The sequence below is a fragment of the Streptomyces sp. NPDC052910 genome (genome assembly GCF_055585605.1).
This window is the reverse complement of the sequence record NZ_JBVJJR010000003.1, coordinates 212,216-234,007: the sequence shown is the minus strand read 5'-3', so window position 1 is coordinate 234,007 and position 21,792 is coordinate 212,216. Positions and strand designations below refer to the sequence as shown.

The window sequence follows — 21,792 nt, the reverse complement described above, 5'->3', positions numbered from 1 at the left end:
GGGCGACCGCATAACGAACACGCGTCACGAGCGGGTTTCCGCGCGGTTTCAACCCTTCGGCAACAGGGCACATCTTCACAAGCGCCCGTGGGCAGTGCGGCCCGCGCCGTGTGCGCTCCATCCTCGTGGGTCTCGTGGATCCCGCCCCTGTTGTCCACATAGTGGAATCCATCTTCCACTGTGCGAGAAGCGGGTCATCATGTAGCCTGCACCAACTTTCGCGGAGGGCCAGCGTCGTCCCTCGGCACATGCACCGCCATGAATGCCAAGACGACGGGAGCGCCGATGCGTTCTGCATCCCACCCCGCTCAGCAGGGGATGTACGACCCCCGCCATGAGCACGACGCCTGTGGCGTCGGCTTTGTCGCGACTCTGACCGGCGAGGCGAGCCACGCCCTGGTGGAACAGGCGCTCACCGTCCTGCGCAACCTGGAGCACCGCGGCGCCACCGGCTCCGAGCCGGACTCCGGTGACGGCGCGGGCATCCTGCTCCAGGTCCCGGACGCCTTCCTCCGCGAGGCCGTGGACTTCGCCCTCCCGGAGCCGGGCGCGTACGCGGTCGGCATCGCGTTCCTGCCCGCCGAGGGCGGAGACGGCCGTGACGCCGTCGTCTCGCGCATCGAGACGATCGCCGCCGAGGAAGGGCTGACCGTCCTCGGCTGGCGTACCGTCCCCGTCGCCCCCGAGCTGCTGGGCAGCGCGGCACGGGCCACCATGCCCGAGTTCCGGCAGTTGTTCGTCTCGGACCGGCACGGCGTCGCCGACGGCGGGAGCACCGGAATCGCGCTGGACCGCAAGGCGTTCGTGCTGCGCAAGCGCGCCGAGCGCGAGGCCGGCGTCTACTTCCCGTCGCTCTCCGCCCGCACGATCGTCTACAAGGGCATGCTGACCACCGGCCAGTTGGAGCCCTTCTTCCCGGACCTGTCCGACCGCCGGTTCGCCACGGCCATCGCGCTGGTCCACTCCCGCTTCTCCACCAACACCTTCCCGAGCTGGCCGCTCGCCCACCCGTACCGGTTCGTCGCCCACAACGGCGAGATCAACACCGTCAACGGCAACCGCAACTGGATGCGCGCCCGCGAATCGCAGCTCGCCTCCGGCCTGTTCGGACCGGCGGAGAGCCTGGAGCGGACGTTCCCCGTCTGCACCCCCGACGCGTCCGACTCCGCCTCCTTCGACGAGGTGCTGGAGCTGCTGCACCTGGGCGGACGTTCGCTGCCGCACAGCGTGCTGATGATGATCCCCGAGGCCTGGGAGCACCACGCCTCCATGGACCCGGCCCGGCGCGCCTTCTACCAGTACCACTCCACCCTGATGGAGCCCTGGGACGGCCCGGCCTGTGTCACCTTCACCGACGGCACCCTCGTCGGCGCCGTTCTCGACCGCAACGGGCTGCGTCCCGGCCGGTACTGGGTCACCGACGACGGGCTGGTCGTCCTCTCCTCCGAGGTCGGCGTCCTGGACATCGACCCCGCCCGGGTCGTCCGCAAGGGCCGGCTCCAGCCGGGGAAGATGTTCCTGGTCGACACGGCTGGGCACCGCATCATCGAGGACGACGAGATCAAGGCCGGTCTCGCCGCCGAGCAGCCCTACCAGGAGTGGCTGGAGGCCGGGCTGATCGAGCTCAAGGACCTCCCCGAGCGTGAGCACATCGTGCACACCCACGCCTCGGTCACCCGCCGCCAGCAGACCTTCGGCTACACCGAGGAGGAGCTGCGCGTCATCCTCGCGCCGATGGCGAACTCGGGCGCGGAGCCGATCGGTTCGATGGGCACGGACTCGCCGATCGCCGCGCTCTCGGCCCGGCCCCGACTGCTCTTCGACTACTTCACCCAGTTGTTCGCCCAGGTCACCAACCCGCCGCTGGACGCGATCCGGGAAGAGCTGGTCACCTCGCTGGTCTCCTCCCTCGGCCCGCAGGGCAACCTGCTGGAGCCGACGGCGGCGTCCTGTCGCAGCGTCACCCTGCCGTTCCCCGTCATCGACAACGACGAGCTCGCCAAGCTCATCCACATCAACGCCGACGGCGACCTGCCCGGCCTCAAGGCCGCCACCCTCTCCGGCCTGTACCGGGTCTCCGGCGGCGGCGAGGCGCTGGCCGCGCGGCTGGAGGCGATGTGCGCGGAGGCCGACGCGGCCATCGCGGCCGGCGCCCGGCTGATCGTCCTCTCCGACCGGCACTCCGACGCCGAACACGCCCCGATCCCGTCGCTGCTGCTCACCTCGGCCATCCACCACCACCTCATCCGCACCAAGCAGCGCACCCAGGTGGGGCTGCTGGTCGAGGCCGGCGACGTCCGCGAGGTGCACCACGTCGCGCTGCTCATCGGTTACGGCGCGGCGGCCGTCAACCCGTACCTCGCCATGGAGTCCGTCGAGGACCTCGTCCGCGCCGGCACGTTCCTCGACGGCATCGAGCCCGAGGACGCCATCCGCAACCTCATCAAGGCGCTCGGCAAGGGCGTGCTGAAGGTGATGTCCAAGATGGGCATCTCCACCGTCGCCTCCTACCGCGGCGCCCAGGTCTTCGAGGCCGTCGGCCTGGACGAGTCCTTCGTCGACACCTACTTCCACGGCACCCCCACCAAGATCGGCGGCGTGGGCCTGGACGTCGTCGCCCGCGAGGTCGCCGCCCGGCACGCCAAGGCGTACCCCGCCACCGGCATCGCCGCCACCCACCGGCGGCTGGACATCGGCGGCGAGTACCAGTGGCGGCGCGAGGGCGAGCCGCACCTGTTCGACCCCGACACCGTCTTCCGGCTCCAACACGCCACCCGCACCCGGCGCTACGACATCTTCAAGCAGTACACCGGGCGGGTGAACGAGCAGTCGGAGCGGCTGATGACGCTCCGCGGGCTGTTCGCGTTCGCGAGCGACCGGGAGCCCGTCCCTCTCGACGAGGTCGAGCCGGTGAGCGAGATCGTCAAGCGGTTCTCCACCGGCGCGATGTCCTACGGGTCCATCTCGCAGGAAGCCCACGAGACGCTGGCCATCGCCATGAACCGGCTGGGCGGCAAGTCCAACACCGGCGAGGGCGGCGAGGACCCGGAGCGGCTGTACGACCCGGCGCGGCGCAGCGCCATCAAGCAGGTCGCCTCCGGGCGCTTCGGGGTGACCAGCGAATACCTGGTCAACGCCGACGACATCCAGATCAAGATGGCCCAGGGTGCCAAGCCCGGCGAGGGCGGCCAACTGCCCGGCCACAAGGTCTACCCGTGGGTCGCCAGGACGCGGCACTCGACGCCGGGCGTCGGCCTCATCTCCCCGCCGCCGCACCACGACATCTACTCCATCGAGGACCTCGCCCAGCTCATCCACGACCTGAAGAACGCCAACCCGGCCGCCCGCATCCATGTGAAGCTGGTGTCCGAGGTGGGCGTCGGAACGGTCGCGGCGGGTGTGTCCAAGGCGCACGCCGATGTCGTCCTGATCTCCGGGCACGACGGCGGTACGGGCGCCTCGCCGCTGACGTCGCTCAAGCACGCGGGCGGCCCCTGGGAGCTCGGCCTCGCCGAAGCCCAGCAGACGCTGCTGCTCAACGGGTTGCGCGACCGGATCGTCGTCCAGGCCGACGGGCAGCTCAAGACCGGGCGGGACGTCGTGATCGCCGCGCTGCTCGGCGCGGAGGAGTTCGGTTTCGCGACCGCGCCGCTCGTCGTCTCCGGGTGCGTGATGATGCGCGTCTGCCACCTGGACACCTGCCCGGTCGGCATCGCCACGCAGAACCCCGTGCTGCGCGAACGGTTCGCCGGCAAGGCCGAGTTCATCGTCAACTTCTTCGAGTTCATCGCGGAGGAAGTGCGGGAGCTGCTCGCCGAGCTGGGCTTCCGGACGCTGGAGGAGGCCGTCGGCCACGCCGAACTCCTCGACACCGGGCGGGCCGTGGACCACTGGAAGGCGCAGGGCCTGGACCTGGCCCCGCTGTTCCACGTCCCCGAGCTGCCCGAGGGCGCCGCCCGGCACCACACCGTCGCCCAGGACCACGGGCTGGCCAAGGCGCTCGACAACCAGCTCATCAAGCTGGCCGCCGACGCGCTCGACACGGTGGGGGCGGAAGAGGCCCAGCCGGTGCGGGCGCAGGTGCCCGTCCGCAACATCAACCGGACCGTCGGCACGATGCTCGGCCACGAGGTCACCAAGCGGTACGGCGGCGCCGGGCTGCCCGACGACACCATCGACATCACCTTCACCGGCTCGGCCGGCCAGTCGTTCGGTGCCTTCCTGCCGCGCGGTGTCACCCTGCGGCTGGAAGGCGACGCCAACGACTACGTCGGCAAGGGCTTGTCGGGCGGCCGCATCGTCGTCCGCCCGGACCGGGCCGCCGACCACCTCGCCGAGTTCTCCACCATCGCGGGCAACACGATCGGTTACGGCGCCACGGGTGGCGAGATGTTCCTCCGGGGTGCGGTCGGGGAGCGGTTCTGCGTCCGCAACTCGGGTGCGGTGGTCGTGTCGGAAGGCGTCGGCGACCACGGCTGCGAGTACATGACCGGCGGCCGGGCCGTCGTCCTCGGACCGACGGGACGGAACTTCGCGGCCGGCATGTCGGGCGGCGTCGCCTACGTCCTGGACCTGGACCCGCGCAACGTCAACAAGGAACTGGCGGGGGCGGCCGGGCCGGTGGACGCCGCCGACGCGCGATGGCTGCACGGCGTGGTGCGCCGCCACCAGGAGGAGACGGGGTCCACCGTGGCGGCCGGCCTCCTCGCCGACTGGGACACGGCGGCCGCGCGCTTCCGCAAGGTCGTCCCGCCCACGTACCAGGCAGTGCTCGCCGCCAAGGACGCCGCCGAGCGAGCCGGTCTCTCCGAGACCGAGACCCACGAGAAGATGATGGAGGCGGCGACCCATGGCTGATCCGAAGGGCTTCCTGACCACCGGGCGCGAGGTCGCCCCCACCCGTCCCGTCGCGGAGCGCGTGCGCGACTGGAACGAGGTGTACGTCCCGGGCTCGCTGCTCCCGATCATCAGCAAGCAGGCCGGCCGCTGCATGGACTGCGGCATCCCGTTCTGCCACAACGGCTGTCCGCTGGGGAACCTCATCCCCGAATGGAACGACTACGCGTGGCGGGGCGACTGGCGGGCGGCGAGCGAGCGGCTGCACGCTACTAATAACTTCCCCGAGTTCACGGGGCGTCTGTGCCCCGCGCCGTGCGAGTCGGCGTGCGTGCTCGGCATCAACCAGCAGCCCGTCACCATCAAGAACGTCGAGGTGACGATCGTCGACAAGGCGTGGGAGGCGGGCGACGTCACCCCGCAGCCGCCGGAGCGGTTGTCGGGCAAGACCGTCGCCGTCATCGGCTCCGGCCCGGCCGGCCTCGCGGCAGCGCAGCAGTTGACCCGGGCGGGTCACACGGTGGCGGTGTACGAGCGCGCCGATCGTATTGGTGGACTGCTGCGGTACGGCATTCCCGAGTTCAAGATGGAGAAGCGCCACATCAACCGGCGCATCGAGCAGATGCGGGCGGAGGGGACGAAGTTCCGCACCGAGGTCGAGATCGGGCGTGACGTCGACGCGGCGAAGCTGCGCGGACGGTACGACGCGGTCGTGATCGCCGCGGGCGCGACGACCTCGCGCGACCTGCCGGTGCCGGGGCGGGAGCTGCGCGGCATCCACTTCGCGATGGAGTACCTGCCGGTCGCCAACAAGGTGCGGGAGGGCGACTACGTCGCCCCCACCATCACGGCGGAGGGCAAGCACGTGGTGGTGATCGGCGGGGGTGACACGGGCGCGGACTGCGTGGGGACGGCCCACCGGCAGGGCGCGCTGTCGGTGACACAGTTGGAGATCATGCCGCGGCCCGGGGAGGAGCGTTCCGCTGGGCAGCCGTGGCCGACGTTCCCGATGCTGTACAAGGTCACCTCGGCGCACGAGGAGGGCGGGGAGCGAGTGTACTCGGTGTCCACGACCCACTTCGAGGGCGACGAGGAGGGGCAGGTGCAGTGGCTGCACCTGGTGGAGGTGGAGTTCAAGGGCGGGAAGCTGGAGCAGAAGCCGGGGACCGAGCGCCGGATTCCGGCGCAGTTGGTGACGCTGGCGATGGGCTTCACGGGCACGGACCGGGAGAACGGGCTGGTGGAACAGCTCGGACTGGAACTGGACGCTCGCGGGAACGTGGCGCGGGACGAGTCCTACGCGACGAACGTGCCGGGCGTCTTTGTGGCCGGTGACGCGGGGCGCGGCCAGTCGCTCATCGTCTGGGCGATCGCGGAGGGCCGCTCGGCGGCGCGGGCCGTCGACCACTACCTGACGGGGACGAGCACGCTCCCGGCCCCGATCCGCCCGACGGACCGGGCACTGGCGGTCTGAGGCGTTTATCGGCTGTGGCGTTCGTTTGGGTGTGACGTCCGTTTGGTTGTGACGTTCGCTTGATCGCGGCGTCCGTCTGGCTGTGGCGTTCGTCTGCTTGGCTGTGACGTCCGTTTGGCTGTGGCGTCCGCGCTCCCGATGTCGGCCGGGGGCGCGGACGCTGCGCGTTTCCGCCGTGTTGGCGCTCCGGGTGGCCGGAAGTCACTCGTGCGGTGGCACGGGGTGGTGGCGGGGTGGTCGGATCGCCTGTATCAGGAAGCGACTCGACTCTCCTGGAGGCATGACATGCGACGACGGTTGACGACAGCGGCCACCGCCCTCGTCCTGGCGGGCCTCGGCCTGACGGGCACGGCGGTCGCCGCCCCTGCCACGGCCCCCACCGCCCGGCCCGCCGCCACGGCCGACTGCCCGACGGGCTGGGGCAGCTCCGACAAGTCCGCTCCCGGCCACAACTACCGCTCCCTGAAGAACATCCGCACCGGCAGCCACGCGTGCTACGACCGCATCGTCTTCGACCTGGGCGACGCGTCACCGGGGCTCGGCTACCGGGTCGGCTACGTCGACGAGTTCCACCAGGACGCCTCCGGCGACCTCATACCCGTCAAGGGCGGCGCCATCCTGCAGGTCTACCTCACCGCCCCGAGCTACGACTACAACACCGGCAAGCCGTCCTACCCGGGCCGCGGTGGGCAATCCCTCCCGGGCATCGACCTCACGGGCTACCGCACCTTCCAGGACACGAAGTTCGGCGCGAGCTTCGAGGGCCAGACACAGGTCGCGGTGGGCGTACGGGCCCGGCTGCCGTTCAAGGCGGAGCAGGTGGGGGACAAGTTGGTGGTGGATGTGGCGCATAGTTGGTGAGGTGGGGATGACGCGACGTGGGCGTGATGGGTGGTATGGCGGCTTTGCCGGACTTTCAGGAAGTGAGTAAAAACGCGGGCCGACGCGGGTAAAACCGCAGGTGGCGGCCTGTGATCCCCGCGCGTGCGGGGGTGGTCCCGCGAAGTGACCGAGCGGGGCGGGTTGGTCCAGGTGATCCCCGCGCGTGCGGGGGTGGTCCCGGCCCCCGCCATGGCGCCGGGGAGCTGCTCAAGTGATCCCCGCGCGTGCGGGGGTGGTCCCTAACTAACCACCCGGGGGCCGGAGATGCCCGGGTGATCCCCGCGCGTGCGGGGGTGGTCCCCCGCTTCCGGATTACGACCCCTCATCTGGTTAGTGATCCCCGCGCGTGCGGGGGTGGTCCCTGGCGCTCCGGGGTGTCCACGAAGATGACCGAGTGATCCCCGCGCGTGCGGGGGTGGTCCCCGAAAGGACACACGAATGGAAGCGCACGACTTGTGATCCCCGCGCGTGCGGGGGTGGTCCCTTGAACGTCTCCCCGGTGAAAAACCGAGAGGGGTGATCCCCGCGCGTGCGGGGGTGGCCCCTTCGGGCGCGGTGGCTGGAAGTACACCGACGGGTGGTCACCGCGCCCGGGGCCCGAGCCGCCGACCGGCTACGAAAGGCCCTCGCGTGGCCCGTGCGCGGGAGGGGTCTCCGGCCTCGTTCAGGAGTGCCGCAGTTGGTGGTGGGTCAGGTAAGCGCCCGCCAACCGCATCGTCCGCTCCGGGTTTCCCGGATTCGCTTCCGGTTGGCGTTTGGCGTTCAGGTGGGTGCATACCGGGCAGCCGGGGGCCGGGGCCGGCATGGCGCGGGGGCCCGATGAGTGGGGGAGGGGGATCAGGGGGCGGAGGGGGACGTGGGGACGGGGCATCAGCATGGGGGGTCCCCTGGGGTGGTGTGTTCGCGTGCCGGTTCCGGTGGGCTTGCGGGGAGCGTGTGGTGGGTGGGGGGAGCGGGGGTCTCCCGGGTGCTGCTCGGGGGAGGGACGCGGGGTGCGCGGGAGTGCGCTACCCGCAGCGCGTCCCTTAGGCATTCGGACAGGCGTGTGCCGACGAAGCGCAGTTCGTGTTCCGGGGCCGACGGGTCGTCCAGTACCTCGTGGGCGTACTCCAGTACGTCGGCGGCCAGCGCCAGTTGGAGGGTTTCCACGTCGTTGGCCAGCCGGGACAGGTGTCCCCACCGGTCGTCGTCCGTCAGGAGCAGGCACGGTTTTCCGTCCTCCGTGGCCCAGGGCAGGAGCCGGGCCGTGTGCCATCCTGAGGCGGTGTCGGGGAGTGTGCGTCGCCGCTGCCCGTCCTCGTCGGTCCTGTGGGTCACCTGCGGTCCTTTCTCGTCGCGGGTTCGACGAGGGGACCGTATGGGCCCCGCCTCACCCGGACCACGGGCGGGACGCGGCAGTTCGCGTGGGAGACCGTGCGATGTACTTCGTTCCGGAGTGCTTAGCCCGCGACCCCCAGGTGGGTGGCCATGTCGCGCATGTCCTGTGTGAGGGTGCGTTTGCGGGTGCGCAGGATGTCCGTCATGACGTAGCGGGCCATGGGCTGGTGGGTGAGCCAGGCGCCTGACGTGCGGCGGAGGCCGGTGAGTTCGTCCATGGCGTCCTGGTGGGAGCCGAGCCGGGTGTGGGCCTGGGCGATGTCCAGGCGGTGGCGGCCCCAGTTGGGCGGGGTCGGGCGGCCGAGGGCGTGGACCGCGTTGTCGCTCAGCAGGCCGTCGTCGGCGCGGCGGAGGACGGCCCGGGCGTCACCTACCAGGGCCAGGTCCTCCACGGCTTTCATCTCGGCGGTCACCGGTCCGAAGCCGCCCCAGTGGTCGGGGAAACCGGTGAACTCGACGTTCAGCGCGCTCGCGGCCGTACCGGCCATCCGTCGCGCCTCCCGGGCGACGTCCGGGCGGTTGTTGCGGATGGACGCCGACGCGACCCGGAGCCAGAGTTCGCCCCAGACGGCCAGCCGCGCGGGGGCGGCGTCGGACATGCGGGGCTCGATCTCCTGCGCCGTGGCGGCGGCGAGTTCCTCGCTCTCGTCGAAGCGGTCCTGGCGCAGCAGCAGCCAGCACAGGCCGACGATCCCGGTGGCGGCGAGCTGGACGCGTTCGGCCTCGCGGGCCACCCGGATGGCTTCCACCAGGGCGTGGTACGCCATGTCGTACTGCCGCACCTGCGTGAGGTACTTGCCGGTGAGCAGCAGGATGTGGCACCGCGCGACCTCGGCCTGCCGTTGTTCCCCCTCATCGAGGGCGGCGACCGCGGCCTCGGAGTCCCGCAGCAGCTTGGGGAGCCGTTTCGCCACCGCGTCGTACTGGTCTGCCCAGTAGAGGGCGTGGCCTTCCCGCACGCCTTGGTGAAGGGTGGGGAGTTCGACGGCCTCGACGGCTTCCGCCGGCTCCGGCACGCGGCCGGCGAGTCCGACGGGCGGCATCAGGGCCTTGCGCAGCTCGACCAGCGAGCGCCGGTTCGTCTCGTCCAGGGGGCCGAGAACGGGCTTCGGGGCCTCCGTCGCGAAGAGCGCGGACGTGGTCACGCCCAGCGCGCGGGCCAGGGAGTGCAGCGTCTCGATCCGGACGTCACCGCCCTGTTCCACCTTGCGGACCGTGCTCAGTGACAGCTCGGCCGCCTCGGCCAGGCCCTCCTGGCTCAGACCGGCCGTCCGCCGGTACTTCCGCAGATTGTCGGCCAACCCTGTGGACATGGAGCTCACCATCCTTCCCGACGCCAGCGTATGGCCCGCCGCGTGCCGTACAAGGATGCGATTGCGACGGGTAAACCACCGGATGTACAAGGCCAGTTGTATTCGGCGGGCGTGCGGAAGGGCGCCGAGCGCCCGCGCGCTCACACGTTCAGGTGAGCGCCGATCATCGGTCTGTCGTATCCGGCGCACCGCGCCCTATGCAGGACGCATGGACGAACTCCCCGCTCAGAGCGGGCAACCGATTGTCTCCCGCCGACAGTTCACCGTCGCCGCCGGTGCGACCACCGCCGCCGTCGCCGCGCTCGGTGCGCCTGCCGCCGCCCCGGCGGCAGCGGCACCCGCCGCCGGCTCCGAGTCCACCGCCGACTGGGACACCTGCGTGGCGGTGGCCCGTGCCCTCCTCGTGGTGGACGAGAACGACCGGCCGCTGGTGCCGGAGTACAAGAGGATCCTGGACGACGGGCTGCCGCGCAGCGGCAAGAAGAAGGCCCGGAAGGTGCTGGTGGTGGGCGCCGGGCCGGCCGGGCTGGTGGCCGCGTGGCTGCTGAAGAGAGCCGGGCACCACGTGACGCTGCTGGAGGCGAACGGCAACCGGGTCGGCGGGCGGATCAAGACGTTCCGCAAGGGTGGGCACGAGCACGCGGTGCAGCCGTTCGCGGATCCGAGGCAGTACGCGGAGGCCGGGGCCATGCGGATCCCCGGCAGCCATCCGCTGGTGATGAGCCTGATCGACGGGCTCGGGGTGAAGCGCCGGCCGTTCTATCTGGTGGACGTGGACGGGCAGGGCAAGCCTGTCAACCACGCCTGGCTGCACGTCAACGGGATCCGGATGCGGCGTTCCGACTACGCCAAGGATCCCCGGAAGATCAACCGGTCGTTCGGCGTTCCCCGTGAGTTGTGGGACACGCCGTCGTCCACCATCCTGCGCCGGGTCCTGGACCCCGTGCGCGACGAGTTCAGCACGGCCGGGGCGGACGGCAAGCGGGTCGACAAGCCGATGCCGGAGCGGGTGAAGGGCTGGGCGCGGGTCATCCGGAAGTACGGGGACTGGTCGATGTACCGCTTCCTGACCGAGGAGGCCGGGTTCGACGAGCGCACCCTCGACCTCGTCGGGACGCTGGAGAACCTGACGTCGCGGCTGCCGCTGTCGTTCGTCCACAGTTTCATCAGCCAGTCGCTGATCAGCCCGGACACCGCGTTCTGGGAGCTGGTCGGCGGCACGGCGACGCTGCCGGACGCGCTGCTGAAGAAGGTGGACGACGTACTGCGGCCGGACCGGCGGGCGACGCGCATCGAGTACTGGTCCCCGGACCGGGCGGGGGCCGACCGCGCGACCCACGTCCGCGAAGGCGGGCCGCACGTCTGGATCGACACCGTGTCGGAGGGGCGGGACGGCAAGGTCGTCCGTGAGCAGTTCACCGGCGACCTCGCGATCGTCACCGTGCCGTTCACCGGGCTGCGGCACGTCCAGGTGAGCCCGCTGATGTCGTACGGCAAGCGGAGGGCGGTCACCGAGCTGCACTACGACAGCGCGACCAAGGTGCTGCTCGAATTCAGCCGCCGGTGGTGGGAGTTCAGCGAGGAGGACTGGAAGCGGGAGCTGGAAGCCGTCCAGTCGGGGCTGTACGCCAAGTACCGGGACGGAAAGGCGCCCGCCGACGGCAGCCTGCTCGGCGTCCACCCCTCCGTCCCGCACGGTCACATCACCCAGGCGCAGCGCACCCACTACGCCGCCAACTACTGGGCCGGGCGCGACCAGCCCGAGGCGGCGCACATCGTCGGCGGCGGTTCGATCTCCGACAACCCCAACCGGTTCATGATCAACCCCTCCCACCCCGTCCCGGGCAGCGAGGGCGGCGTCGTCCTCGCCGTCTACTGCTGGGCCGACGACGCCTCCCGCTGGGACTCCCTCGACGACGAGGCGCGCTACCCGCACGCCCTCTGCGGTCTGCAACAGGTCTACGGGCAGCGCGTCGAGGTCTTCTACACCGGCGCCGGCCGCACCCAGAGCTGGCTGCGCGACCCCTACGCGTACGGCGAGGCGTCCGTCCTCCTCCCCGGCCAGCACACCGAACTCCTCGGCGCCATCCGCGAACCCGAGGGCCCGCTGCACTTCGCGGGCGACCACACGTCCGTCAAGCCCTCGTGGATCGAGGGGGCACTCGAATCCGGCGTCCGGGCGGCGCTGGAGGTGCATCTGGCCTGAGGGCCGAGCCGAGCCGATCCGTTCCAGGGGCCCGGTGTGCCTGCCGGACGGGCGGACGGGTTCATGGGAACTCCCCTGCCCGTCCGCCCGCGAGGTGAGTTCTTGAGGAAGGTGGACCTGCGTCCGCACGCGACGCTGCCCGGCGCCGTACGACGGTGCGCGTGCGGCCGTTCTCCTTGTCCTGCCCGGCGGGCGGGTCTTCCTGGTGGTCGGCGCCGAAGCGCGGAACGCCCGGCTCGACGGCGCGCCTCTCAGCCGGTTCTCCGACGCCGTCGGACGCAGGTGGCGGCTTTACGTACGGGGGCGGTCGGTACGGCAGTGGTACGTCCTGGACGTCCGGCCCACCGGATCCGTCTGACCCATTGGACCCGTCTGTCCCGCCGGGCCCGTATGGCCTGCCGGACCCGCCAGCCCCGCCAGCCCTGCCGGACCCGCCGAATCCACCAGCCTCGCCTGTCCCCCCTCCTCCGCTTGGCGCGCGGGGAGCGTCAGTCGCCACCGGACCTCACCGTCCTGCCACTCCCCGGTGGGCGCCAGACCGCAGGCGGCGGCCACGGTGGCGGAGGCGCGGTGGTCCGGGTGGATGTGCGCGATGACCGTCCGTACGCCCCGGTCCGCCAGCCAAGCGATCCATGCGTGGGCCGCCTCGGTGGCCAGCCCCTGCCGCTGCCAGGCCACTCCCACCACCCACGCGATCTCAGGGACCGGCCACGGACCGGTCGCCTCCGACCCGGTCACCTCCGACCCGGTCACCGTCGCCTGGACCGTGCCCACCAGCCGTCCGCCGTCGCGGAGCCGGAGCACCCGGTTGTGCCAGACGATGGCGGGATCGGGGGAGCCCGCCGCCAGGCGGCGGTAGCGGTCCCGTAGCTCCCCTGCCGTGCTCGGGGCGCCGCCGGTGAACTCGTACAGTTTCGGGTCGGCCAGTACGGTGGCCATCTCGTCGGCGTGGTCGACGCGGAGCGCCGCCAACTCCAGCCGCCGCGTACGGAGTACGCCGTGGGCGCCGCCCGCGCCGCCTTTCCGGTCGCCCGGCAGGGGCCCCGCGGCGGGTGGGACGACGGCGAGCGGTTCGTCCCGGTCCCGCTCCGGCGGCCGGTGTACGGAGGGATCGTTCGGGAGGCTCACGGAAGCGGAGCCTACGGTCGGGGGCTGGTGAGACGGAAGCCTTGGCCCGGTGAGCGCGGATCCCGGTGAGCGTGGACCCCGCCCTCGCGCGCCCCCTCATGTCGTCGCCGCGCCCGCGCGTGCCGCGCCCCTCACGTCCCCGCCGAGCGTGCCACCACCTCGCTGAAGACCACCCGCGCGTCCTCCGTGTACACCCCCACGCTCCCCTTCAGGTACGGGCGTTCGCCGTCCTCGTAGGCGACCAGGCCGCGGCCGTCCACGCTCACCTCCATGCGGGCGCCGCGCTGGGCGACGCGGACGTCGGAGGTGCGGCCGATGGGGAAGGGGTCGCCGCCGGTGGCGAGGAAGCGCTGGCCGCCGGGGTAGGCGGGGTCGCGTTTGCCGAGTTCCCAGCCGTTGGGCTTGAGGGTGATGTAGTAGAAGTGCTCGGGGTCGGTGTAGGCCCAGACCAGCCAGGGCACCTCCCACGGGTTGGGCTTGGGGGTGCGGAGCTGGGCGACGGTGCGCATGCGGGCCTCGTAGTCCACGTTCTCGTAGGTCGCCGTGGAGACGACGAGGCCGGCGTGGGTCTCGTCGGCGCGCCGGGCCGGCTTGGGGGAGAGGGCCAGGCCGTCGTGGCGGCCGACGTTGGTGCCGTGGCCGTCGAAGACCGACCGCCAGGGGCCGTGGACCGAACCCTCGGCCCAGGGGCGTTCCGGCGCGCCCCCGCCGCCCCACAGGGCGTCCGCCGCGAAACCGAGGCCGACGAGCACGGCGACGGCGAGGGCGGCGAGGGCGAGCTGCCGGTGAACTCTGCTCATGCCGTCGAGTATGACCCCGGGCCCTCGGGAAGGCGGGCGATCACCTGATCGGTGGCCTGATCGGTGGACCGGACGGTGGACCCGTCGAGGGACCGGCCGGTGGGCGGGACGTCCGCGTCCGCGCCGAAGTCCTCCGCGAGCTGGGCGATGATGCGTTCGGTCGCCCGGCCGTCGCCGAACGGATTTCCGGCCTCCGCCATGCGGGCGTACTCCTCGGGGTCGTCAAGGAGCCGCTCGGTCGCCGCCAGGATCGCGTCGGGCACGGTGCCGACCAGTCGGGCGGCGCCCGCCTCGACGGCCTCCGGGCGTTCGGTGGTGGTGCGCAGGACGAGGGCCGGCTTGCCGAGAGAGGGGGCTTCCTCCTGGACGCCGCCTGAGTCGGTGAGGACGAGGTCGCAGGCGGCCAGGGTGGCGGAGAAGTCCAGGTAGCCGAGGGGTTCGACGACGCGGACGCGCGGGTGGCCGGTCAGCTCGGGGAGCAGGGCGTCGCGCACGGCGGGGCTCTTGTGCAGCGGGAGCAGGATCTCGACGTCACCGCGGTCGGCGAGGCGGCGTATCGCGCGGCCCATGCCGCGCATGACGTCACCCTGGTTCTCGCGGCGGTGGAGGGTGAGCAGGACGCGCCGCAGGCCGGGGCCGCCGGTGAACTGGTCGCGGCCGGTGCCGCGTTCGAGCACCCAGAGGAGGTTGTCGATGACCGTGTTGCCGGTGGTGAGCACCTCGGAGGCGGGCACCCCCTCGGCGGCGAGGTGCCGGGCGGCGCGCGGCGTCGGGGCGAAGTGCCAGCGGGCCACGCGGCCGATGAGCCGGCGGTTGAGCTCCTCGGGGAACGGGTTGTCGAGGACGCCGGTGCGCAGCCCGGCCTCGACGTGGGCGACGGGGACGTGCTCGTAGAACGCGGCGAGCGCGCCGGTGAGGGCGGTGGTGGTGTCGCCCTGGACGACGACGAGGTCCGGCCGCAGGTCGCGGACCACCTCGCCGAGGCCGTCCACGAGGCGGGCGGTGAGGGTGGACAGTTCCTGCCGTTCGCGCATCACGTCGAGTTCGGTGCGGCGGGGGACCCGGAGCAGGTCGAGCATCTGGTGCAGCATCTCGCGGTGCTGTCCGGTGGTCACGACGAGCGGGTCGAACAGCGGGGAGGCCGCCATGGCGCGGGCCACGGGGGCGAGTTTGATGGCTTCGGGGCGGGTGCCGAGGACGAGCATGGCGCGTACCGGGGCGTTGATCATGTTCGGGGACATGGGTCTCCCTGGGCGGTGGGTGTTTCCGTGTCGTGCGGTGGAGGAGTGACGGGCGCCGTCCGCGTCTCGCGCGGGCGACACCCGGCGGGCGCGCCGCGGACGATGTCCGGGCGCGGAAGTGCGGGCGGAGGTGTGGGGGCGGGCCGGGAGTGTCCCGGCGCGCGGGGACGTCCGTCAGGAGGCGCGCCTACGCCCCCCGCGTGACGTCACGTACGGGCCGTCTTCAGCCAGGTGCGCTTGCCCGTGAGCATGCGCCACAGGCCCCACCATCCGGCGGCGAACCAGATGTAGCCGTAGAAGATGAAGACGTGGGACAGCAGCACCGCCTGGACGAGGCCGAGTCCCTGCTCCCGCCGGGAGTAGACCCAGCCGTACACATAGGCGGCGGTGAAGGAGAGGACGTACGGGCCGAGCACCCACATCGGGGAGATCAGCGGCCGGCCGGCCTCGACCGAGCCGATGACCGTGCCGACGACGGCGACCAGGAACGACACCGGCAGCAGCGAGGTGAGCAGGATCAGCACCGGGCTGGAGAGGTGGTACAGCAGGTCCACCGCGGCCCGGGTGGGCACTTCCCTGACGATCAGCGGGACGAGCCCGGCCGACTGGAGATGGCCCTGGAACCAGCGCGACCGCTGCCGGACCAGCTTCCGGACGTCGAGGACGGCCTGCTGGGAGACGGCGGCGGAGGTGCAGTGCTGGTTGGTCCAGCCACGGGCGATCAGGCGGACACCGAGGTCCAGGTCCTCCGTCAGGGAATCGCTCCAGGGGCCGGAACCGTCCGGGCCCAGCAGCGTGTCCAGCGCGGCCAGCCGCATGAACTGGCCGTTGCCGCCCATCCCGACGCTGCCGATGGAGCGGCGGGCGCTCTGGAAGATGTCGCCGTAGATGACGAACTCCATGTCCTGGAGCCGGGCGAGCAGGCCTTTGTGCCGGTTGTACATCCGCACGCCGATCTGGGTGCCGCCGGTGCGCGGGTCGTCGAAGTACGGGTCGACCGCCTGGATCACATGCTGGTCGAGCCGGCCGTCGGCGTCCACGACGCAGACGATGACGTCACGGGGGTCGCGGCCGTCCAGCAGCCCGGACGAACGCAGGTGCGCGATACCGGCGTTGAGGGCCGCGCCCTTGCCCTTGCGGGCGTTCGGCAGGTGTCTGCGCAGCAGGTGCACCTTGCCCGGGTGGGCGGCGCCGGCCGTACGGGCGATGTCGGCCGTGCGGTCGTCGGAGGCGTCGTCGATGACCAGGGCCAGCGTGTTGCGGGCGGGCAGCGCGGTGATCCGCGCCAGGCTCTCGGCCAGCACCTTCTCCTCGTTGAGGCAGGCGAGGAGGAAGACGTAGAAGCGCTGTTCCCGGGGGCCGCGCGAGCGGCGGAAGCGGCGCCGGGAGATGAGGAAGAGGGAGGTGTTGTAGCAGCCGGCCATCACGATGATGGCGACGCTCGACCAGAGCAGGAGCTCGTCGAGCGGGAGGCCGCCGATCCGGGCGCTGCCGGGCAGGAGTGCCCGGGTGGTGAGAGCGTCGGCGGGGAGTGTCCGGGGGGTGAGTGCCCGGACGGTGAGTGCGCCGGTGGTGAGCGCGTCGACGGCGGGCGCGTCGGTCATGAGCGACCACCGGAATTCCGTATCCGGTACCAGCATTTCAGCGAAAGCAGGACGGCGGCTATCGAACAATAGAGCAGGAAGCCGGCTCCCGCTGCCTCCTGGAGGCCTCTCGCGAACGGCAGACCCGGCATCACTTTCGGCGCCGCGGTCAGCCCGGCCAAGGGCACGACGGTGCCCAGAGCAGGTTTTCCGTACATGGGTTCCCCCCCCCATTTTCCGCCTCCTGCGAGGCGTGCGCTGGGAACGTACCAGATCGTTCTGACGGCCCGGTCATACATCAGAGAAGTAAGAGAATTCGGGAATGTAAATTCTTGCGACCGGTCGGTAGTTCTGACAGTCGGCGCCGCGATTGTTACCTGTGTGACCTGCGGTCTATGCCAATCACCGGGATCCCTGGGATTTCGGCCCACATGCCCCCGAAATTCGGTGAGAGCGTCACGGATATGGCGAGTGCGTCACGGATATGCGGAAGCGCATTGACAGGCCCGGGGGGTCACACCAGAATCTGCCAACTGTCGGCTCGGTGCCGGCGATGCCGCAACGGCAGTCAGGGGGGAATGAGGATGAGAATTTCCCGAAGAAGACTGGGAAAGCCCCGGGTTTCGCTTACGCTTTCGATAGTCGCCGCTCTGTTGGGCGGTTTCGCGATATCCGAGGGCGCCGGAGCCGCCGACGCGCCGACGGCCTCACGGCCCCGCCCGTCGCACGCCCTGCAGGGCATCGGGCCGGCCGCGCTCTCCGACCTCGGGGTCAAGGACCTCAAGGCCTGGGAGTCCGTGCGGCTCGCCAACGACCGGCTGCGCCGGGCGGGCAAGCTCGTCGTCCCGACGCCGAAGGCCGGCGGCCCGAGCGGCGCGAGCAGCACCGGTGACCCGGGCGGCACGACCGGTACCGGCGGCACAGGCGGTGGGGTGAGCGCCCGCCAGGTAGCCGCGCCCGTGACGGGCGTCCCCGCCGTCACTCCCGCCGTCGCCCGCCTCCAGGGCCCCGACCAGGGCCCCGCCCAAGGGCCCGCCCAGAGCTCCACCACCGTCCGTCCTGCCGCCCTGGCCGGGACCTCGACGCTGGTCCTCTACGACACCACCGGCCCCTACGGGTACCTGGGCGAGCTCTACGCCATGGCCGCAGCCAACCTCGCCGGCCACTTCGGGACCGTGACCGCCAAGCCGGTCTCGGCGTACACCGCGGGCCTGGTCAACCAGTACACGGCCACCGTGTACCTCGGCTCGACGTACTACGGCGGTACCGTCCCGGACGCCGTGCCGGCCGCCTTCTACCAGGACGCGCTGGCCACCTCCCACCCGGTCACCTGGGTCGGGGACAACATCTGGGGCATGGCCAACGCCGTCGGCGTCGAGGCCTTCAAGCAGCACTACGGCTGGGACCCCACCAACTCGTTCTTCGAGAGCGGGGGAACCGTAGGGAACATCACCCAGGTGACCTACAAGGGGCAGCAGCTCACCCGGAAGATCCCCGCCGGCTTCGACGGCGGCGTGCTGCATCCCGCCCTGGCGTCCGGACCGGGCTACCCCCAGGTCACCCAGCTCGCCCAGGCCACCGACGCCAACTCCGGCGACACCAGCCCCTGGGCGATCCGTTCGGGCAACCTGACGTACCTCGGCGAGATCCCGTTCACCTACGTCTCCGAGAGCGACCGGGTGATCGCCTTCGAGGACCTGCTCTTCGACGGGCTCGCCCCCGCCACCGCCGAGCGGCACCGGGCGTTCGTCCGGCTGGAGGACATCAGCCCGAAGGCCGACCCCAACGAGCTGCGGCAGGTGGCGGATTACCTCGCCGCGCAGAAGATCCCCTACGGGATCAACGTCATCCCGGTCTACACCGACCCCAAGGGCGTGTACAACAGCGGGCGGCCCGAGACGGTCACGCTCGCCCAGAGCCCCCAGGTCGTCTCCGTCCTGAAGTACATGCTGGCGCACGGCGCGGTGCTGATGGACCACGGCTACACCCACCAGTACAGCAACGTGAACAACCCCTACAGCGGGGTCACCGGCGACGACTTCGAGTTCTTCCGCGCGCACGTCGACGCGTCCGACAACGTCGTCTACGACGGGCCGCCCGCCGAGGACTCGGCCGTGTGGGCGCAGTCGCGCGTCACCTCCGCGCTGGCGGCCTTCACGGCGGCCGGGCTGCCGAAGCCGACGGTGTGGACGACACCCCACTACGCGGCCTCCGGGACGGACTACCGTGTCCTCGGACAGAACTTCTCCGCGCGTCTGGAGAGATCCTTGTACTTCGCAGGCACCCTGCCCGGCACCACCGCGAACGCCGGCCGGTACATCGGCCAGTTCTTCCCGTACGCCGTGAAGGACGTCTACGGCACCACGGTCCTGCCGGAGAACCTCGGCAACTACGAGCCCGAGCCGTACAACAACCACCCGGCCCGGCTCCCCGCCGACCTGGTCGCCTCGGCCAAGGCCAACCTGGCCGTCCGCGACGGCGTGGCCAGCTTCTTCTACCACCCGTACTACGGGACGGCGCCGCTCCAGCAGACGGTGGACGGCATCCGCGCCCTCGGGTACACCTTCGTCGGCCCCACGGACCTGAACCAGTGAGCGCGAAGAAGAGGGCGGTCGTCGCCCTGGCGGCCGCGGCCGCCCTCTTCCTCGCGGGCTGCTCCTCGGACGACTCCTCCGACGCGCCCGCGTCCCCGCCCGCCGGCACCGCGAGCGGCGGGACGAGCGGGGGGACGAGCAAGCGCCCGGACAGCCGGAAGGAGGTCCCGCTGAAAGGGATCACGCTCCCCGCCTGGAACCGCAAGGACTACGAGAACCCCGAGGCGAAAACGTATCTGCGGCAGATCGCCGCCACCGGCGCCCGGTGGGTGACCTTCACCCCCACCTGGTACCAGGACAAGCTCACCGACACCGGCATGCGGCCCACCGACGAGACGGCCGACGACGACAGCCTGCGCCACATCGTGCGCCTCGCCCACGCCGCGGGCCTCAAGACGATGATCAAACCGCATGTGGACCTGACCGGCGGCGAGGACCGCTCGGGCATCCGGCCCGCCGACCCGGACGCGTGGTTCGCGGCGTACGGGCGGTTCATCACCCACTACGCGGACCTCGCCGCCGAGACCGGCGCCGAGCAGTTCTCCGTCGGCACCGAACTCGCCGGCGTCTCGCGGGACGGCGAGCACTGGAAGAAGACCGTCGCCGCCGTCCGCACCCGCTACAAGGGCCCGCTCACCTACGCCGCCAACTACGACGAGTACCGCGACGTCGCGTTCTGGAAGAGCCTCGACCTCATCGGCATCGACGCCTACTGGCCGCTCGGCGAGAAGCCCACCGCCGACGTGGCGCAACTGCGCGAGGCGTGGCAGCCGGTGGTGAAGGAACTGGCGGCGTTCTCCGCCGCCCAGGGGCGCAGGATCCTCTTCACCGAGGCCGGCTACGTCAGCCAGAAGGGCAGCACCACCGCCCCGTACTCGTGGACGGTCAGCAAGGCCGCGGGCGACGCCGAACAGGCCGCCGGGTACGAGGCGTTGCTCGCCGCCTTCGAGGGGAAGAAGTGGTGGGCCGGAGTGTGCTGGTGGATGTGGGACGACTGGCCGGACACCGGGGAGACGCCGAAGAAGCTCGCGTACACGCCGCACGGGAAACCGGCGGAGAAGGTGTTGCGGAAGTGGTGGGGGAACGGGTGAGCGGGTGAGCGGCGTGGCGGGTGGGAGGTATGGCGGGTGGGACGCGTGACGGGTGGGCTGCATGGCGGGTGAGTGGCGAGGCGGGCGAGCGGCAAGGCGGATGGGCGGCGAGGCGGGTGAGAGGCGAGGGGCTTCTCACGTCTCGCAGTCGTGCACGCTCCCGCAGAGGCCGCACCGGGCCCGGAGCCGCCCCCGGACCGGGACGCGGATGCGCTGGTGACAGGTGGGACAGGGGAAGCTGACGCGTTGCGGATCGCGCCCCTCGAACGCGTACTCGGCGGCGGGTGAGGAGGGGCCCGCGCCGCGTTCGGCCGCCCGGCGGTCGCGGGCGTACCGGTGCCGCCCGAGCCGGCCCGCCGCCGCCAGCGGCGGACGCCGCGCCTCCCGGCGGGCCCGCGCCGCACCCGCGACGTACGCGTCGTAGGCGCGCGGACTGGTGAACCAGGGCGCGGGGTCCTCGGCGAAGACCTCGGCGCGCTGGGCGAGGACGTAACCGAACTCCTCCGGGGTGAGGTAACCGAGCTTCTGCGTGCTGACCGCGTCCTCGCGGTACGCGTCGAGCAGCAGCCAGCCGGCGCCGAGGTAGGCGGCGACGGTGTCGGTGAGGATCTCGTTGTCCCGGGTGCCGGGGAAGTCGAGACCCAGCCGGTGCAGGTAGACGTGGGTCACCTCGTGGGCGAGGGCGGCGCCGATGTCCCCGCGGTGCTTCTTGAAGCGGGAGTTGAGCTCGACGAAGTACTCGGGCCCGGCCGCGAGTTCGACGTTGCCGGCATGCCGCATGTCGCGGAAGGAGACGATCATCCGCGCGTCCGGCAGCCGCAGGTGCCGCACCATGACGCCGGCGATCCGCTGGACGCCGAGGTAGGGGTCCTCGTCGTCGGAGAACGCGACGTCGGACGGCGCGACGCTGAGGGCGAAGGTGCGCAGGGTGTCGGGGGACAGCCGCCGGTAGAGGGCGGTGATCGCGGAGTGCACCGTGTCCAGGTGCGGGAAGCCGTGCAGGATCTCGACGCCCGTGCCCACCCGTCACCACCCCCGTGGCTTCGCCGGTCCCCCGTCCTCCCACCTTACGGGGGCGGGGGTGGGCGCGGGGAGGGTGCGGGGCCGGCGCCCGGGTCCGGGCCGGGGGAGGTTGCGGACCTGGGGGCGGGCCGGGGCTGCGGGGTCCTGGCCGGAAGCGTCCTTGCCGCCGCTCGCGTCCGCTCCGATACTCGGCACACCGCGTTCACCAGGTTCCGCTTCGGGCGAGCATCGGCAGCTTGTCATG

At 71.5% G+C, this 21,792-nt stretch carries 13 protein-coding genes and 1 CRISPR repeat array; of the genes, 6 read left to right on the top strand and 7 right to left on the bottom strand.

The window, feature by feature from the left end; genetic code table 11:
- Window positions 1–285 precede the first annotated feature (285 nt).
- From gltB to ACZ6X9_RS11980, 3 genes are all read left to right on the top strand, one after another.
- Window positions 286–4,857 (top strand): glutamate synthase large subunit, encoded by a 4,572-nt coding sequence (gene gltB, locus ACZ6X9_RS11990; protein WP_469777865.1) that lies wholly within the window; start codon window positions 286–288, stop codon window positions 4,855–4,857.
- Window positions 4,850–6,310 (top strand): glutamate synthase subunit beta, encoded by a 1,461-nt coding sequence (locus tag ACZ6X9_RS11985; protein WP_469777864.1) that lies wholly within the window; start codon window positions 4,850–4,852, stop codon window positions 6,308–6,310. Before gltB ends, ACZ6X9_RS11985 begins: the two co-directional genes overlap by 8 nt.
- Before the next feature lie 285 nt (window positions 6,311–6,595).
- On the top strand, window positions 6,596–7,171 hold the full coding sequence (locus ACZ6X9_RS11980) for an AMIN-like domain-containing (lipo)protein (protein WP_469777863.1): 576 nt from the start codon (window positions 6,596–6,598) through the stop codon (window positions 7,169–7,171).
- Window positions 7,172–7,281: 110 nt separating this feature from the next.
- Window positions 7,282–7,737: a CRISPR direct-repeat array (repeat unit 29 nt; unit sequence GTGATCCCCGCGCGTGCGGGGGTGGTCCC).
- Window positions 7,738–8,062: 325 nt separating this feature from the next.
- On the opposite strand, the gene ACZ6X9_RS11975 is transcribed toward ACZ6X9_RS11980, so the two are convergent.
- Window positions 8,063–8,509 carry a hypothetical protein gene (locus ACZ6X9_RS11975; RefSeq protein ID WP_469777862.1) on the bottom strand — a complete coding sequence of 149 codons (447 nt, stop codon included), beginning with the start codon at window positions 8,507–8,509 and terminating at the stop codon, window positions 8,063–8,065.
- Between the two features lie 122 nt (window positions 8,510–8,631).
- The gene (locus tag ACZ6X9_RS11970) at window positions 8,632–9,882 is read right to left on the bottom strand and encodes a helix-turn-helix domain-containing protein (protein WP_469777861.1); all 1,251 of its coding nucleotides are present in this window, start codon (window positions 9,880–9,882) and stop codon (window positions 8,632–8,634) included.
- 208 nt (window positions 9,883–10,090) lie between these two features.
- Here ACZ6X9_RS11970 and ACZ6X9_RS11965 point away from each other — a divergent pair, with 208 nt between their 5' ends.
- On the top strand, window positions 10,091–12,088 hold the full coding sequence (locus ACZ6X9_RS11965) for a flavin monoamine oxidase family protein (protein WP_469777860.1): 1,998 nt from the start codon (window positions 10,091–10,093) through the stop codon (window positions 12,086–12,088).
- 291 nt (window positions 12,089–12,379) lie between these two features.
- On the opposite strand, the gene ACZ6X9_RS11960 is transcribed toward ACZ6X9_RS11965, so the two are convergent.
- From ACZ6X9_RS11960 to ACZ6X9_RS11945, 4 genes are all read right to left on the bottom strand, one after another.
- Complete coding sequence (locus tag ACZ6X9_RS11960) at window positions 12,380–13,216, bottom strand: GNAT family N-acetyltransferase (protein ID WP_469777859.1); 837 nt, start codon at window positions 13,214–13,216, stop codon at window positions 12,380–12,382.
- Between the two features lie 131 nt (window positions 13,217–13,347).
- Window positions 13,348–14,016 carry a calcium-binding protein gene (locus tag ACZ6X9_RS11955; protein ID WP_469777858.1) on the bottom strand — a complete coding sequence of 223 codons (669 nt, stop codon included), beginning with the start codon at window positions 14,014–14,016 and terminating at the stop codon, window positions 13,348–13,350.
- Window positions 14,013–15,257 carry a non-hydrolyzing UDP-N-acetylglucosamine 2-epimerase gene (gene wecB / locus ACZ6X9_RS11950; protein WP_469777857.1) on the bottom strand — a complete coding sequence of 415 codons (1,245 nt, stop codon included), beginning with the start codon at window positions 15,255–15,257 and terminating at the stop codon, window positions 14,013–14,015. Before wecB ends, ACZ6X9_RS11955 begins: the two co-directional genes overlap by 4 nt.
- A gap of 206 nt (window positions 15,258–15,463) precedes the next feature.
- Complete coding sequence (locus ACZ6X9_RS11945) at window positions 15,464–16,861, bottom strand: glycosyltransferase (protein WP_469777856.1); 1,398 nt, start codon at window positions 16,859–16,861, stop codon at window positions 15,464–15,466.
- A 632-nt stretch (window positions 16,862–17,493) separates the two neighbouring features.
- Between ACZ6X9_RS11945 and ACZ6X9_RS11940 the strand changes: the two genes are divergently transcribed.
- Both ACZ6X9_RS11940 and ACZ6X9_RS11935 read left to right on the top strand, forming a co-directional pair.
- Complete coding sequence (locus ACZ6X9_RS11940) at window positions 17,494–19,434, top strand: DUF2334 domain-containing protein (RefSeq protein WP_469777855.1); 1,941 nt, start codon at window positions 17,494–17,496, stop codon at window positions 19,432–19,434.
- Window positions 19,431–20,525 (top strand): glycoside hydrolase family 113, encoded by a 1,095-nt coding sequence (locus ACZ6X9_RS11935; protein ID WP_469777854.1) that lies wholly within the window; start codon window positions 19,431–19,433, stop codon window positions 20,523–20,525. The genes ACZ6X9_RS11940 and ACZ6X9_RS11935 overlap by 4 nt, the downstream gene beginning before the upstream one ends.
- Before the next feature lie 135 nt (window positions 20,526–20,660).
- Here the strand turns inward: ACZ6X9_RS11935 and ACZ6X9_RS11930 are convergent, their stop codons facing one another.
- Window positions 20,661–21,548: a hypothetical protein gene (locus tag ACZ6X9_RS11930; RefSeq protein WP_469777853.1), complete on the bottom strand. Its 888-nt coding sequence runs from the start codon at window positions 21,546–21,548 to the stop codon at window positions 20,661–20,663.
- Window positions 21,549–21,792: the final 244 nt, after the last annotated feature.

Excerpts from the sequence above, each read along its gene's own strand:
- gltB (WP_469777865.1), top strand. The coding sequence starts at position 286 with ATGCGTTCTGCATCCCACCCCGCTCAGCAGGGGATGTACGACCCCCGC.
- ACZ6X9_RS11985 (WP_469777864.1), top strand. The coding sequence starts at position 4,850 with ATGGCTGATCCGAAGGGCTTCCTGACCACCGGGCGCGAGGTCGCCCCC.
- ACZ6X9_RS11980 (WP_469777863.1), top strand. The coding sequence starts at position 6,596 with ATGCGACGACGGTTGACGACAGCGGCCACCGCCCTCGTCCTGGCGGGC.
- ACZ6X9_RS11970 (WP_469777861.1), bottom strand. The coding sequence starts at position 9,882 with ATGTCCACAGGGTTGGCCGACAATCTGCGGAAGTACCGGCGGACGGCC.
- ACZ6X9_RS11965 (WP_469777860.1), top strand. The coding sequence starts at position 10,091 with ATGGACGAACTCCCCGCTCAGAGCGGGCAACCGATTGTCTCCCGCCGA.
- ACZ6X9_RS11955 (WP_469777858.1), bottom strand. The coding sequence starts at position 14,016 with ATGAGCAGAGTTCACCGGCAGCTCGCCCTCGCCGCCCTCGCCGTCGCC.
- wecB (WP_469777857.1), bottom strand. The coding sequence starts at position 15,257 with ATGTCCCCGAACATGATCAACGCCCCGGTACGCGCCATGCTCGTCCTC.
- ACZ6X9_RS11945 (WP_469777856.1), bottom strand. The coding sequence starts at position 16,861 with ATGACCGACGCGCCCGCCGTCGACGCGCTCACCACCGGCGCACTCACC.